This is a genomic window from Altericroceibacterium indicum, from assembly GCF_009828105.1.
In the GTDB taxonomy this organism is placed as follows: Bacteria; Pseudomonadota; Alphaproteobacteria; order Sphingomonadales; family Sphingomonadaceae; genus Altericroceibacterium; species Altericroceibacterium indicum.
Window position 1 is genome coordinate 430775 of the sequence record NZ_WTYQ01000002.1, and the last position, 15017, is coordinate 445791.

General features: G+C 54.0%; 15 protein-coding genes and 1 tRNA gene. 8 read left to right on the top strand and 8 right to left on the bottom strand.

The window, feature by feature from the left end; translation table 11 throughout:
* Positions 1-361: 361 nt before the first annotated feature.
* The gene (locus GRI39_RS06905; protein ID WP_160738964.1) at positions 362-1321 is read left to right on the top strand and encodes a cation diffusion facilitator family transporter; all 960 of its coding nucleotides are present in this window, start codon (positions 362-364) and stop codon (positions 1319-1321) included.
* Positions 1322-1442: 121 nt separating this feature from the next.
* Here GRI39_RS06905 and clpX read toward each other — a convergent pair whose 3' ends face one another.
* On the bottom strand, positions 1443-2708 hold the full coding sequence (gene clpX / locus GRI39_RS06910; RefSeq protein WP_160738965.1) for an ATP-dependent Clp protease ATP-binding subunit ClpX: 1266 nt from the start codon (positions 2706-2708) through the stop codon (positions 1443-1445).
* A 243-nt stretch (positions 2709-2951) separates the two neighbouring features.
* Entirely contained in the window at positions 2952-3656 is a 705-nt protein-coding gene (locus tag GRI39_RS06915) for an ATP-dependent Clp protease proteolytic subunit (protein WP_160738966.1), read from the bottom strand.
* 313 nt (positions 3657-3969) lie between these two features.
* Here GRI39_RS06915 and GRI39_RS06920 point away from each other — a divergent pair, with 313 nt between their 5' ends.
* Positions 3970-4407, top strand: coding sequence for an FKBP-type peptidyl-prolyl cis-trans isomerase (locus GRI39_RS06920; RefSeq protein ID WP_160738967.1), 438 nt, complete (start codon positions 3970-3972; stop codon positions 4405-4407).
* Between the two features lie 185 nt (positions 4408-4592).
* Positions 4593-5897: a cation:proton antiporter gene (locus tag GRI39_RS06925; protein ID WP_343033306.1), complete on the top strand. Its 1305-nt coding sequence runs from the start codon at positions 4593-4595 to the stop codon at positions 5895-5897.
* Between the two features lie 105 nt (positions 5898-6002).
* Here GRI39_RS06925 and tig read toward each other — a convergent pair whose 3' ends face one another.
* Together tig and GRI39_RS06935 are read right to left on the bottom strand one after the other, a co-directional pair.
* A complete protein-coding gene (gene tig / locus GRI39_RS06930; protein WP_160738969.1) occupies positions 6003-7637 on the bottom strand; it encodes a trigger factor in 1635 nt (544 codons plus the stop codon).
* A gap of 42 nt (positions 7638-7679) precedes the next feature.
* A tRNA-Leu gene (locus tag GRI39_RS06935) sits at positions 7680-7764 on the bottom strand.
* A 180-nt stretch (positions 7765-7944) separates the two neighbouring features.
* Here GRI39_RS06935 and GRI39_RS06940 point away from each other — a divergent pair.
* Both GRI39_RS06940 and GRI39_RS06945 read left to right on the top strand, forming a co-directional pair.
* On the top strand, positions 7945-8280 hold the full coding sequence (locus tag GRI39_RS06940; RefSeq protein ID WP_160738970.1) for a hypothetical protein: 336 nt from the start codon (positions 7945-7947) through the stop codon (positions 8278-8280).
* Between the two features lie 32 nt (positions 8281-8312).
* Positions 8313-8630, top strand: a complete 318-nt coding sequence (locus GRI39_RS06945; protein ID WP_160738971.1) for a DUF3297 family protein — start codon at positions 8313-8315, stop codon at positions 8628-8630.
* A gap of 44 nt (positions 8631-8674) precedes the next feature.
* On the opposite strand, the gene GRI39_RS06950 is transcribed toward GRI39_RS06945, so the two are convergent.
* Complete coding sequence (locus tag GRI39_RS06950) at positions 8675-9322, bottom strand: CHAP domain-containing protein (RefSeq protein ID WP_425482327.1); 648 nt, start codon at positions 9320-9322, stop codon at positions 8675-8677.
* 197 nt (positions 9323-9519) lie between these two features.
* Here GRI39_RS06950 and der point away from each other — a divergent pair, with 197 nt between their 5' ends.
* The 3 genes from der (at position 9520) to GRI39_RS06965 (ending at position 12764) form a co-directional block, all read left to right on the top strand.
* The gene (gene der, locus GRI39_RS06955) at positions 9520-10959 is read left to right on the top strand and encodes a ribosome biogenesis GTPase Der (RefSeq protein WP_160738972.1); all 1440 of its coding nucleotides are present in this window, start codon (positions 9520-9522) and stop codon (positions 10957-10959) included.
* Between the two features lie 34 nt (positions 10960-10993).
* The gene (locus tag GRI39_RS06960; protein ID WP_160738973.1) at positions 10994-11383 is read left to right on the top strand and encodes a metallopeptidase family protein; all 390 of its coding nucleotides are present in this window, start codon (positions 10994-10996) and stop codon (positions 11381-11383) included.
* A 109-nt stretch (positions 11384-11492) separates the two neighbouring features.
* Positions 11493-12764, top strand: coding sequence for a GGDEF domain-containing protein (locus GRI39_RS06965; RefSeq protein ID WP_160738974.1), 1272 nt, complete (start codon positions 11493-11495; stop codon positions 12762-12764).
* Positions 12765-12814: 50 nt separating this feature from the next.
* On the opposite strand, the gene bfr is transcribed toward GRI39_RS06965, so the two are convergent.
* The 3 genes from bfr to GRI39_RS06980 all read right to left on the bottom strand — a co-directional run bounded on the left by bfr (position 12815) and on the right by GRI39_RS06980 (position 14996).
* Positions 12815-13309 (bottom strand): bacterioferritin, encoded by a 495-nt coding sequence (gene bfr / locus GRI39_RS06970; protein ID WP_160738975.1) that lies wholly within the window; start codon positions 13307-13309, stop codon positions 12815-12817.
* A 134-nt stretch (positions 13310-13443) separates the two neighbouring features.
* Positions 13444-13635, bottom strand: coding sequence for a (2Fe-2S)-binding protein (locus tag GRI39_RS06975; RefSeq protein WP_160738976.1), 192 nt, complete (start codon positions 13633-13635; stop codon positions 13444-13446).
* A gap of 92 nt (positions 13636-13727) precedes the next feature.
* A complete protein-coding gene (locus GRI39_RS06980) occupies positions 13728-14996 on the bottom strand; it encodes a DUF418 domain-containing protein (RefSeq protein ID WP_160738977.1) in 1269 nt (422 codons plus the stop codon).
* Between the last annotated feature and the right edge of the window lie 21 nt (positions 14997-15017).

A 15017-nucleotide genomic window follows, 5' to 3' on the forward strand; every position in this document is an offset into this window, starting at 1 on the left:
TCTTAGAAACTGTCTCAGACATAAAATTGTGTGTGGCTGCGCTTCTCTTGAGCCCGGCGCTTGCCTCTGATGCGCGCCTTAGCCCGTCAAATGTGACTAAGAGAAGACAGTTTGACATTTTTGGGAACTAAAGCGTCAACCAATCCAACTATATGATTTTTATATGGAATATTCCATTTTGAGCCAATAATTAGGTATTTCCCCGCTGATGTATCAGGTTCTGCTGACGCATTTATCACCCCAGTGCGGCATTTTTATCACGCAATTTCAAGCGTTCTTGCAAGCGATCCGCAATAAAAATGCTGCATTGCACCCAAAAGGATCATTGTCGTCGGTCAACGGCATTGTTACTTCGATTCTCATGAAAAATCAGCGGGACTCGGCAGAACAGCACGGCCATCATGGGCATTCCCATGGCCACGGGCATCATCATGGGCACGTTCATGCTCCAGCGAACTATGGCCGCGCCTTTGCAATCGGGGTGGTCCTCAACTCTGTCTTTGTAATTGTTGAAGCCGGTTTTGGCATCATTTCAGGCTCGATGGCTCTGGTCGCTGATGCAGGCCATAATCTGTCCGATGTTCTTAGCCTGCTGATCGCATGGGGTGCCAGCATTGCCAGCCAACGCCCGCCCAGCGCCCGCTTCACCTATGGATATAAATCCAGTTCGATCCTCGCCGCCATGGGCAATGCCGCGCTTCTCCTGATCGCATTGGGCGCAATTCTCTACGAGACGATACAGCGCTTTATTGCCCCCGCCCCGGTCGAAGGCATGACCATGATAGTGGTGGCCGGCATCGGTGTGCTCATCAATACAGGGACGGCCCTGCTGTTCATGGGGGGCCGCAAGAATGACATCAATATTCGCGGTGCCTTCCTGCACATGGCAGCGGACGCGCTGGTATCAGTCGGCGTGGTGGGTGCTGGACTGCTGATTTTGTGGACCGGCACTTCATGGATCGACCCCGTCACCAGCATCATTATCGTGCTTGTTATTGCAGCGGGAACGTGGGGCCTGCTCAAAGACAGTGTGAAGATGGGCCTGCTCGGCGTGCCAGAGGGAATCGATGAGCAGGAAGTGTCCACCTATCTTGGTAAACTTGACGGTGTGGATGCGATCCATGATCTGCATATCTGGCCGATGAGCACCACCGAAACTGCGCTCACCGCCCACCTGGTCATGCCAGCAGGCCATCCAGGAGATCCTTTTCTGCACGATGTCGCTCACGAGCTAGAGCATCGTTTTGGCATTGGGCACACGACCATTCAGGTGGAAATGGCGCTGGGTGACTGTTCATTGGAGAGCAGCCACCGGGTCTGAACCACCCGTCGAATATGATTTGCGTCACAATATGGCGGCGAAGATAGTGTCACACATGAAAATGCCCACTTTTCCGATGGGAAAAGCGGGCATTTTTAATCACTCAGTAAAGAGGCGAGTTTTACGCGGCCTCTTCCTTTTTCTTGGCGTTGCCCAGAACCCGAACCGGTTCCTTGCGGCCTTCGACAACATCGCCATCGACCACAACTTCCGAAACGCCTTCCATGCTCGGCAAATCGAACATCGTATCGAGCAACAAGCCTTCGACGATAGACCGTAGGCCACGAGCACCCGTTTTACGCTTGATGGCTTTATTGGCAATTGCCACCAGAGCATCATCCGTGAAGGTCAGATCAACATCTTCGAGTTCGAAGAGCTTCTGATACTGCTTCACCAGCGCATTCTTGGGTTCACGCAGAATCATCACCAGCGCTTCAACATCGAGATCGTTCAAAGTCGCGATCACCGGCAGACGGCCAACGAATTCCGGAATCAGACCGAACTTCAGCAGATCTTCGGGCTCACACTTCTGGAGCAGTTCACCAACCCGGCGCTTGTCAGGATCTGACACATGCGCACCGAAGCCGATTGAACGCTTCTGCAAACGATCTGCAATCACCTTCTCAAGGCCTGCAAAGGCACCGCCACAGATGAACAGGATGTTCGTCGTGTCGACCTGCAGGAATTCCTGCTGCGGGTGCTTACGGCCGCCCTGAGGAGGAACCGACGCAGTGGTGCCTTCCATCAGCTTGAGCAGAGCCTGCTGCACCCCTTCACCGGATACGTCGCGCGTGATCGATGGATTTTCCGACTTGCGGGTAATCTTGTCGATCTCGTCAATATAGACGATGCCGTGTTGCGCCTTTTCGACATTATAGTCGGATGACTGAAGCAGTTTGAGAATGATGTTTTCGACATCTTCCCCAACATAGCCAGCTTCGGTCAACGTGGTGGCATCAGCCATCGTAAACGGCACATCAAAAGTGCGCGCGAGCGTTTGTGCCAGCAGCGTCTTGCCCGAACCCGTGGGGCCAACCAGCAGGATGTTTGACTTCGCCAGTTCAACATCGCCAGACTTACCAGAATGCTTCAAGCGCTTGTAGTGATTGTGCACAGCAACCGCGAGAACGCGCTTAGCGCGATCCTGCCCGATCACATAATCGCTCAGCGTTTCGAAGATTTCCTTCGGTGTTGGAACTCCACCGTCTTTTTTGCCGGCAAGCCCGCCCTTGGTTTCTTCGCGGATGATGTCATTGCATAATTCAACGCATTCATCGCAAATGAAGACGGTCGGGCCGGCGATGAGCTTCCTTACTTCGTGCTGCGACTTGCCGCAGAAGCTGCAGTAAAGTGTGCTCTTGCTATCCGATCCACTCAATTTGGTCATGCCTTTGTCCTGCGCCCTTCATACGGGATTCGCCTGAAGGGAATAACGGAGTGTAACTCCGTTAATTTCAATATCAATCGGGCCAACCTTAAAGGCTGGAGCTTACTCCAGCCTGAAAATACAAGGTTGCCAAAATGCTACACAATTCAGGTGGCGATTACAGCCCCCTGGCGCAACCCCCTGCTTTTAGCGGGGCAAATCCACCTGAAACTGCGCAGCATCAAGATCCTGACGGCCCCCTATTTATTCAGGAGCACCGCCTGAGCCGCTTTCATCACCGACTTGTTCGGTTTCAGGGCGGGTTTCGAAAACCTTGTCCACCAGACCGAACTTCATCGCTTCTTCCGCTTCGAGGAAAGTATCGCGATCCATTGCCTTTTCAATGTCTGAAAGGCTCTGACCTGTGTACTTTACATACAGATCGTTCATCCGCTTGCGGATACGCAGGATTTCCCGCGCCTGAATTTCGATATCCGAAGCCATACCACGCGCACCGCCCGATGGCTGATGCACCATGATGCGGGCATTGGGCAATGCGATCCGCATACCCGGTTCACCCGCGGCCAGCAGGAAACTGCCCATCGAAGCAGCCTGCCCCACACAAACGGTGGAAACGCGCGGCTTGATATATTGCATCGTGTCATGAATCGCCATGCCAGCTGTCACCACACCGCCGGGCGAGTTGATATACATGCTGATCGGCTTGGACGGATTTTCCGATTCGAGAAACAGCAACTGCGCCACAATCAGCGACGCCATATTGTCTTCCACCTGACCGGTAACGAAGACAATGCGTTCACGCAGCAGACGGCTGAAAATGTCGAAGCTGCGTTCACCCCGGCTAGTGCTTTCAACAACAACCGGAACAAGCGCGCCTGTTACCGGATCACGGGTAAACTGGCCCTGAGTGCCGTGGGTTTCGCCCGAAGAGCCAAACAGATCGATCATGAAATTCCTCATCTTTGAAGGTCGAAGGCCTATGTCGCTACTGTCGGGGCGATGTTCAAGGGAATTAACATCCATTTCCCCAGCAGTTCCATTTGATCGCTGGCCCAACCACAGCATTATTCACCACATCGCAAGCGCCGAGCCAAGCACATAGGGTGTTTAAGGCTCATATCTGAGGGCTGGAAATGCTCACAAAAACGCCCCGATTTGACTACTGCGCCCATCATTGCGATCATTGGGCCATCGCGTGCCTGATCAAGGGCACCTGTCACTCGGCGTTTTGAGCGCCGATTCTCCTACCCGAAAGGAATTTATGCAGACTGCAAAAAATGGCGACACCGTAATTATTGATTTCGTCGTCCACACGAATGACGGCACAGTCGTCGGCGGCACCGAACAGGAAGGCCCGCAGACGCTCACCATCGGCAGCGGCGAAATTCTTCCGCAGATCGAAAGCGCCCTCACCGGCATGGAAGTTGGCTCGGAAAAAACAGTCAAAGTTGATTCCGAGAACGCATTCGGTCCGCGCCGTGACGAAATGGTTATCGAAATTCCTCGCGCAAACCTGCCGCCAGAACCGCAGCCGGAACCGGGCATGACCCTTTCAGCCCAGCAGCAGGATGGCTCCACCGTCAATCTGGTGGTGACTGAGGTGGGTGAGCAATCCGTGAAAGCAGACGGCAACCACCCGCTCGCCGGAGAAGATCTGACTTTCGGCCTGAAGCTGGTTGAGATCAAAGACGCTGCTTAACACTTCCGGGCGGTGGCCTGCCTTTTTGCAAGGTTATGGCTGGCGCCCCGGCGCTTATCAGTTAAGCGCTATATAGTCAGGGCGGGTGCCGAACCCGCCCTTTTTCTATGGCATCCAACCTTTGGGTTCGGAACCTTTCAACCAGCGCAGGAATTGCCTCTAAGTTCTTAAACTCAGGGGCTTTGGTGGATCCGCGCATATTTCTTTTCGTTCTGATCGGCCTCGGGCTGGCGCTTTCTGTTGGCCTTCAGCGATGGCTCTCCCGCATCCGCTGGCTTTCACTGCCGATTATTTATGTCGCCATCGGCTTCATCGCGTTCAGCCTGCCGCTCGGGCTGCCGGACATTAACCCGGCGCGTGACAAATTCGATTCGGTCGCTCTCGAATATGCAACCGAATTCATCATGATCGTTTCGCTCATGGCAGCGGGCATCGCGATTGATCGCAAGGTCACATGGCCAAACTGGAAGCAGGTCTGGCCTTTGCTGCTCATTACTATGCCGCTGACCATTGCTCTTGTCGCTCTGTGGAGCTGGTGGGTGATCGGACTGGTTCCTGCGGGTGCTTTGCTGCTGGGAGCTGTTCTCGCGCCGACTGACCCCGTTTTTGCCCGCAGCGTATTAGTTGGGCCGCCGGGTGAAGATGAACGCCACGATATCCGTTTCTCACTCAGCGTGGAAGCAGGCCTTAATGACAGCCTCGCCTTCCCCTTCACCTTCCTCGCTATCGCCGCTGTAGGCATGACATCGCTGGGGGGCTGGAGCGTGGAATGGCTGCTCAACGATCTGGTGCTGCGCGTGCTGCTGGGTCTGGCGGTTGGTTACTTTATTGGTCGCGCGGCTGCATGGTATGTGTTTGAAAGACACGCTGGCGATGCTGACAAGAACAAGCAGCGTTCACAAAGTTACACCACCAGTGAAGGCCTCATCGTGCTGGGCGGCTCACTGCTGGCCTATGGCGTGGCGGAAGTCGTTCACGGATATGGCTTCCTTGCCGTGTTCGTGGCCGCTGTGACCACCCGCCAGCGCGAAAACCGCAGCGAATATCACAAGATCAGTCACCATTTCATCGATCAGATCGAAAAGATCGTGCTGGTAATCATGATGTTCGCTTTCGGCGGAATGCTGGCCAAAGGCGTGCTTGCCGGGCTTTCATGGCCCATCGTGATAATGGCAGTGCTGCTGGTCTTCGTGATTCGCCCTGTCACCGGTTTTCTGGGGGAAATGATCAACGCCCTGCCATGGCCGGGCAAGCTGACAGTTGCCTTCCTGGGAGCCCGCGGTGTCGGATCGATCTACTACCTTGCCTATGCCCAGAACCATGGTGAGTTTCAGCAATTGCCAGAGCTGTGGGCCGGTGTCTCTTTTACCATTTTACTATCCATTGTCATCCACGGGCTGACAGCAGGGCAATTGCTGTGGTGTGCAGAGAAGGCTGATGCACACCGCCATGAAGACAGTGGCGCGGATATTCCTGTCAAAGAAAGCTAAGCCCACAACACAAAACGGGCGACCCATTGCTGGATCGCCCGTTTCGCTATGCTTGTTTCAGGCTGCGGCGCAGGGCCTGCCCGAACCGAGGCCTGCCCGAATAGCTTACTTCTTAGGAGCAGCCTTCTTGGCCGGGGCCTTCTTCGCTGCTGGCTTTGCAGCGGCGTCTGCATCATCAGCCTTAGCAGCTTTCTTGGCCGGAGCCTTCTTCGCTGGAGCCTTTTTCGCAGCGGGCTTTGCTTCAGCGTCTGCATCGTCAGCCTTGGCGGCAGCTTTCTTGGCCGGAGCCTTCTTGGCTGCTGGCTTCGCTTCAGTGTCTGCATCGTCAGCCTTGGCAGCACTTGCCTTTTTGGCCGGAGCTTTTTTCTTAGGCGCAGCCTTCTTGGCCGCTGGCTTTGCAGCCTCTTCGCCTTCTTCCGCTTCGATCGCAGCTTCCAGTTCTTCACGCGTTACATCGCGTTCAGTCACTTCAGCCTTTTCGAAGAGGAAATCGACGACCTTGTCTTCGTATAGCGGAGCGCGAAGCTGGGCCTGAGCCATGGGTTCACGCTGCACATATTCGAAGAAACGCTGGCGATCTTCAGGGCGGTACTGCTGAGCAGCCTGCTGCAGAAGCATCTGCATTTCCTGCTGCGTCACTTCAACGCCGTTGGACTGGCCGATTTCGGACAGAAGCAGGCCGAGACGAACACGGCGTTCAGCGATCTTGCGGTAATCGTCCTTCTCGGATTCGATTTCCTTCATCGCTTCTTCAGGGTTTTCTTCGCGTGCGGCTTCCTGCTGAAGCTGCTGCCAGATCTGGGCAAATTCTGCTTCAACCATGCTTGGCGGCACGGGGAAATCATAGTCACCTGCCAGAGTATCAAGAAGCTGACGCTTCATCTGCGTGCGGGTGAGATTGGCTGTTTCCTGTTCGAGCTGGCCGCGCAGGAGATTCTTCAGCGTTTCAAGATTGTCGATACCAAGCGATTTGGCGAAATCTTCGTCAATCTTGGTTTCTGTTGGCGTCTTGACCTGCTGGACAGTGATAGCGAATTGCGCATCCTTACCCTTGAGGTGTTCAGCCTGATAGTCTGCCGGGAAGGTGACCGTGATGGTCTTTTCTTCACCCGTCTTCACACCCTTGAGCTGCTCTTCAAAGCCGGGGATGAACTGGCCGGAACCGATGACGAGCGCAGCGCCTTCAGCCTTGCCGCCTTCGAATTCGACACCATCAATGCTGCCGACGAAATCGATGATCAGCTGGTCGCCTTCAGCGGCCTTCTTGGTCTTGGCAGCATCTTTGTAGCTCTTCTGATTTTCAGCGAGCTTGGCCAGCGCTTCATCAACTGCTTCATCAGCAACCGGCACATTCAGCTTTTCAAGCTTCAGGCCTTCAACCGATGGCGTTTCAATTTCAGGCAGAACTTCGAGTTCAACGGTCAGCTTGGCGTCTTTACCCTCGGCGTAATCCTTATCGAGATCAACGCTGGGCTGCAGCGCAGGGCGCAGCTTCTTTTCACGCATAAGCTGATCGACTGATTCGCGAACAGCGGTGTTCAGTGCTTCGGAATGAAGTGCTTCACCGTGCATCTTGCGAACGAGGTTGACCGGAACCTTGCCCGGACGGAAGCCTGGCATACGAACCTGCGGCGCTGCTTTTTTGACTTCACTGTCAATGCGCGCTTCGATGTCGCCGGCTGTAATCGTCAGCGTATAGCCACGCTTGAGGCCTTCATTGGTGGTTTCAACGATCTGCATTAAATGCCTTCCAAACTCTGATCTGGCCCCGGATGCCAGTACTGGTGCGGGCGAAGGGACTCGAACCCCCACATCTTACGATACTGGAACCTAAATCCAGCGCGTCTACCAATTCCGCCACGCCCGCGGCTATGAACTCTATACAGGCTTTGTACCTGAGAAACAGGGAAGCGCCCTTATAAGGGCTGAACAAAAAGGGCAAGCAAAACGGCATAAAGTGATATTTTTGCCGGAACACGCCAACCTCTTGCACCGTTGTACCCCTGTTACGCCACCTTGCTGGTTTTTCCAGCAGAAAGGACGCACAATGGACCGGAACGACTATTCCGAAAAAGATTATCGCGAACCACACGTCCCGCCATCCACTCCGCCGGCGATTGATCCCCATGCCGACGCTGAAGAAGCATCAACCCTGGCGATGGACAATGGAGACAGCGATTACCCCGGATCGCATGAAGCCAGCTTTGACCGGACCATGGAAGATGACAGCATCAACCCCGGTGATCATCCCGATGAAGTGACGCCCGAACAGCCTGATGAAGTGAAGCCCGGAAAGAGCGATGTCATTGAGCCGGGCAAAACAGGCGGCGAAAAAGCGCCCGCCACGCCTTCAACCCCTGAAATCAATCTTCCACCGGATTGATTTTTCCTGAAGTTGATGGCTAAGCGGCAACCATGACCGAAGAAACCAACCAAGACACGGCCAATGCGCCTTCCGGCAACCCATCAGACGTGCCACCAGATCGCCTTGCCATCAATCCACGCAGCGAATTTTTCGATGCCGATAAGCTGCAACGCGGCATTGGTATCCGCTTCAAGGATGTCGTCCGCACAAATGTGGATGAATATTGCATCTCTGAAGGATGGGTTCGCGTTCAGGCGGGCAAGACGATGGATCGCAAAGGCAATCCACTGACGATCAAGCTCAAGGGGCCGGTTGAAGCCTGGTATGAAGACCTCGGTGAAAATCCACCCATAGCCAAGGCTGGTTGATCACTTTTCAGGATCGGATTTTCTGACTCGGCTCAGCCGTCGAGTCAGAAATCGCTGAAAGCCGCCTGAAAGGTCGTCGAGGCGGACCTTGAAGTCACCTTAGGTTCCCTTGTGTCCTTCTGTGTATCTGATCGAGCCACCTGAACAGGCGCTGCAACGAGCTTGCGCTGTGGTGGCACAACGCGCGGCAAGGGTGAGCCATCATTGTAAATAAAGCCGTAAACCGGCCATTTTGTCGCTCCCAGATCGTTATTTGGAGCATACCAGACCCTAACAGCGCTCCAGTCATTGCGCGGGGAAACGTCCACCGCCAACACATCATTTTCAATTTGCCCGCGCTGTCCGTTGATCGGCGACCAGTCCGCATGGCGCAGTAAAACCCGGCGCTTGTCGAGAATTTTGCTGACCGTCGCCACATGGCCAAGCCGCAGATTTCCGTGAGGTTTGAACGCCATAACCGCCCCGACCTTCGGACTATGGCCGCGCTTGTAATGTAACGCCGCCTTGTTCCACCATGTCATCGCATCGCCGTAAATCGTGATTCCAGACACGTCCCGGGCATAGTCGACACTATGTACATAAGCGGGCAACTCACCGGAATAGTCCGGCACACTGCTGCGGCCTGCCACGGCAGGCATGGAAGAAACAGCCAATGAGGCGATAATCGACGAATAAAGGGCATATTTCATCATGCCCCTGTGTGCACCATCGAATCTTAGTGCCCGCTATCAGCCTATGGTAAATCGATATTAACTTTTGATCGTCCCCATAAGTGCTTAAGAACCCGTCACTTGGCTACATCACATCGCGATCGGAATGCGCCAACCTTCCCACTGTTGAACGCTTTGACTTGCCAAGTGCGCAACTAGTCGCCACGTCGCGAATCGCCATGAAAAAGCAAAAATCACCTCAGGTCATTATTATTGGCCGCCCGAATGTCGGAAAATCGACGCTGTTCAACCGGTTAGTTGGCAAGCGCCTTGCGCTGGTTGACGATCAGCCGGGTGTGACGCGTGACCGCCGCTTTGGCGCTGCCCACCTGATTGATATGGAATTTACTGCCGTTGATACTGCAGGTTGGGAAGATGACGATCCCAGTTCGCTGCCCGGTCGGATGCGCGCGCAAACCGAAGTTTCACTGAAAGGTGCCGATGTTGCGCTGTTCGTATTCGATGCGCGCGCTGGTATCACACCACTCGAAGAAGAAATTGCACGCTGGCTGCGCGGCGAGAATGTGCCTGTCGTACTGGTCGGCAACAAAGCTGAAGGCAAAACCGGCGATGCTGGTCTGCTGGAAAGCTACGCCCTCGGTTTGGGTGAACCCGTGCCGCTTTCCGCTGAACATGGCGAAGGCATGGTTGAACTGTTTGAAGCTTTGCAGCCGCTGCTTGAAAAGGCTGAGCCAGAAGAAGCTGACGGTGAGATTCAACCGCCAGAAGTCGATGTTCCTGTGGAACTTGATGAAAATGGCGAAGTGGTGGACGGTAAACACAATGCCTTTGCCCCGCTCCACCTTGCCATCGTTGGCCGGCCCAATGCCGGGAAATCAACGCTCGTCAACCGCTTCCTTGGGGAAGATCGGCTACTGACCGGCCCGGAAGCCGGGATTACCCGCGATTCAATCTCGGTGGACTGGGTGTGGGATGATGCCAAAACGGGCATGAAGCGCCCAATCCGCCTTGTCGACACAGCCGGGATGCGCAAAAAATCGCGTGTTACTGAGAAGCTTGAGCGCATGTCCGTAGTCGATGCGCAGCGCTCCATCGATTATGCTGAAGTTGTTGTTCTCCTGCTTGATGCAACGCGCGGGCTGGAAGCGCAGGATCTCAAGATCGCCAATCTGGTCCTTGAAGAAGGGCGGGCGCTGATCATTGCCATCAATAAATGGGATGTGGCCGAAGAGCCGAGTTCGCTGTTCAATGGTATCCGCGGAGCGCTTGAAGAAGGCCTTGCCCAATTGCGCGGCGTTCCCCTGATTGCAGTTTCTGCTGTCACCGGAAAGGGCCTTGATGCCCTGCTCAACGCAGCCTTCGAGGTACGCGAAGCTTGGAGCCGGCGCATTCCAACTTCAGCGCTCAACCGCTGGTTCGATGATGCTCTGGCCGCTAACCCGCCCCCGGCTCCCGGTGGCAAGCGGATCAAATTACGCTACATCACTCAGAACAAGACCAGGCCGCCGACTTTTGTGGTGTTCGGTACAAGGCTGGATGCCCTGCCAAAAAGCTATGAACGCTATCTGATGAATAGCATCCGGCGAGATCTCGATTTTGGTGCGGTGCCAGTGCGTCTGAACATGCGTAGCGCGAAGAACCCTTACGCGAATAAGTGAAGCACCCTATATGCCGGGTATGGAACACAACCCCATGCCCGGCCCTTCGGCCGAAGAAATCGAAACACTCGCTCGGCGGGTTTTCGCCTGCATCCCTGCACCTTTTGCCGAACATTTGACTGAGATCGAGATCCGGGTCGAAGAATTTGCTGATACTGAAGCTTTAGGAGCTGTCGGCCTCGAAGATTCATGGCAATTGGTCGGCCTCTATCAAGGCCATCCGCTCGACAAGCAGTCGATCTGGCTGTCTGGAGACCTGCCCCCGCTCATCCGCTTGTTCCGCAGCCCCCTGCTGCTCGAACAGCGTCAGCGACAATGCTCACTCGCTGATATGGTTCGCCACGTCGTAATTCATGAAGTGGGCCATCACTTCGGCTTCTCCGACGCGGATATGCATGCACTGGAAGATGAAACGGACGAATAGCTCACCTCAAATAGAATTATTTTGAGCTTTCCGTGGCAAATCCATGGGAATGAGGGCTATAATTACGTAGAAACCGCTTAGCTTTCAGAGCCTTCTGCGAGCGAAAGGGATGATTTCGCATTTGGCATATCCATTATCAGCGCCAGGGCCTGACCCTTCTTTCTCAGGATATAACGTTCCCGACGTTACCACCATTATTGCATGTGCCACCGCATTATCCGGCATTATTCTCGTTATTTTCTTGCTCTTCTGGATCAAGGATAGCCGCAGGCTCAATCACGCCTGGTATGTCATTCCTTTCGCATCCGGCGTCATAGCAGGCGCTTTGCTCGCCTATCCGGCGTTTTTCGGATATTTCTGGGCAGTAAGGGTTGGGCACTCAGCCATTGTCTTTAGCTATGCCGCAGCCTGGCAGGCCAGTCGGGTGATGTGTGGGCGAAAGCCCTACGTCTTGCCGGTCATCGCAATGGCTGTGAGCTGGTTTCTCTTCACCCTGCTCTACGACCATAGCGCAACGGTTCTACTCGTTTCCCAAGCCGTCTATGCACTCGTTATCGCTACTTTAAGTTGGCTATCGGCACGTGAGTTTCGCAAGGTCACGACACCGAATCTACCTTCTGCAGTCATGTTGTTCTGGATATTTGCGGTATATGCCGGAATTAACCTTGCCCGCACGCCACTCGGCTTGTTTTTACCAGCGCCTTTAGGCCCCGCTTCGCCAACCTGGTGGTCGATTTCCATCTTTGCATTGCTTGTCGTGATCCACGGGGTGCTAGTGACCACCTTTATGATCGCACTTGAGCGAGAAAAGGTCGCTGCTGAAAATTATCAACTGGCATTGATGGACCCACTCACAAATGTTGGCAATCGGCGTGCTCTGGATAAGCGGATCGAAACACTGAAGAGCGATTTGGTTGATGATACACTTATCGGCTGCATCGCATTCGATATTGATCGATTCAAACGTGTAAACGATCAGTATGGCCATGATTTTGGCGATAAAATTATCAAACTGGCGGCAACAATCGCCTGCCGTACGATAGGTAGCGAAAACGTCTTCCGGACAGGTGGTGAGGAATTCTCCTGCGTGGTGACAGGTCAAAACCGCGCCATGCTAATGGAAACTGCAGAACGCCTTCGCCTGGCCTTTGCAGAGCATGCTGCCGAGGTTGATGGCATTGCCATAGCGGCAACGATCAGCCTCGGCGCCTCACTCAGCACCTGCAGCAAAGAGTGGGAAAATTTGGCAAAGGCAGCCGATAAGGCACTCTATGAAGCCAAGTGCAGTGGCCGTAATTGCTGTATTATAGCCGCTGAAGAGCCTCAGAAACTATCAGGCAATCAAACTATTAGGACCGCAAGTTATGAAACGGCCTCCTGAAAAGCGATGTCGAATAGTACCCGCATCGCTTTTCAGGTGAACTTCCAGCCTCAGGCGCCCGCGCCACCTTCAGCGGCGTAGCTGCTGTTAAGCTGCACGTAATTTTGCAGGCCCATCAATTCGATCTGGTCGAACTGTGTTTCCAGAAAATCGACGTGCTCTTCTTCGCTCGCCAGAATGCTTTCGAAAATCTGGCCGGACGTGAAGTCTTTGATCTGCTGGCAATAATCAGCAGCTTCCTTAAGCAGCGGAATAGCTTCCATTTCCATGGCAAGATCGGCGCGAAGAATCTCTTCAACCGTTTCACCCACTTTGAGCTTATGCAAGGCCTGAAAGTTTGGCAGACCTTCGAGGAACAGCACGCGTTCTGCGAGAATGTCAGCGTGCTTCATCTCATCAATGGATTCGCCCCGCTCATATTCCGCCAGCTTATGCACGCCCCAATGGTTGAGCGTACGATAATGCAGCCAATACTGATTGATCGCGGTCAGCTCATTAGTGAGCGCCTTGTTCAAATAATCGATGACCTTGGGGTCGCCCTTCATATGCAATTCCTTTGTAATAACGCCCCTGACTCATGCGCGATTCGCGCGTCATTTGGCAAGAAAAAGGAAGCAAAATAAGGGTAAAAAACTAAGGAAATCTGCGGTTTTGCTAATGGTTAGCAGAATGAATCCAGTTACGCGGCGAGCGTTTGCTGGCTCTCCAGATCGCGTTCTTCAAAGAGAATGTCTTCTGCTTCATCGAGGCATTGGCCGCATTGTGGACGCTTACCCAAAGTGGAGTATACAGCATCGGCATTGCCCGGATTGAGCCGCGCAGCACGACGTAGTTCGCATTCCCGGATCGCGTTGCACACGCATACAATCACATCGAATCTCCTTGGCTTGTAACCAAGCTAATGCGACTGGATTGCAGTAGCAAGCCTTAATGCGAAATATTCTCATTCCTCCTAGGATGCGCTTACCTCTTAATAGCAAATAATGTCCCGTAAGTGAGGCAGCGCCAGAGCCATTCCAATGGGCCATAGCGGTATTTATCCAGCCATAGTTTCGAGCAAATGAGCATCAGCGCCCAGCCAAGCAGGACAATCGGAAGAAGCGGCAGGCGATGTAATTGTCCATAAAGCCCCCCAGCCCAGCCCTGAAAAATCAATAACATAAGCAGCGAAGTGCCGATGTAATTGCTAAAGGCCATGCGCCCGGCTGCAACACATCGGCTGCCCAGCCAACTGTTGGCAATAAGAGGCGTCCAGGCGGTCAGCAGGGCAGCAATTCCAAGGATCATCCCCAGTCTGGGAAAGGCTGACGGACCGTTAAAAATGAACTGGGTGAGGAATGGTGCAAAGCCTGTCTCCATCGCCCACAGGCCTAAAAAACCGTTTAAAACAGCGCCGCCAATAACCCCAACCCAGCCCCAAAAGACATATCGAGACGTGACAGAAAGCGACTGAAAGAAACCTAAGCGATACAGACCCATCCCCAAAACCATCAGAGGGAGCGTTTCGAACAGGATGGTAAAGATCGATTCTGCCAGATGATCGCTCTGGTTAGAAAACCGATAGTTGAGGATATCGCCATAATCGCCATTCTGGATGACTTCGGTTTCTTCCGCCGCTTCATCCACTCTCGATTGCCAGCCATCACTCAACTGCTGAGATTGCTCCAGTGAGGCTGTAGGATTGGCTTCAAGCGCTGCGGTTGCTCCAAGCAGACCGGACAGGGCAAGCGAGCCCAGTACGTACCAGATCAACCCGCTCCACAATTGCCGCGCGGCTGTCCAACGAAGCATCGGCAAGGCGAAGAAGCCGGAAATGGCATAGATGAACAGAATGTCCCCGATGAAGAGCAGGTAGAAATGGGCAAGACCGAACAGCATCAGCCAGAACAACCGCCTTGCCTGTAACCAGCGCGATCCGCCGCGAGCCCAGACGCGTTCCATAAACAGCATCATCCCCGCCCCGAACAGCAGCGAGAAAAGGCCCCGGAATTTCCCGTCCACGAAAATGAACTGAATAAGCCAGATGATATCATCCGCCATATTGCCCCCGCCCGGTAAAGCACCGGGCCAGGAATAAGCGAGCATGGGATGGGCAAAGGCAGTGATATTGGCGAACAGGATGCCCAGCACCGAAATTCCGCGAATGAGATCGAGCGACACCAGCCGCTCTCCCCGCTCTACCGGATGTTCAGGCAGTTCACCCTCCACCGCCCAATCGTCATGATCGCTCATTCGGCACACCCCTCATCCAGA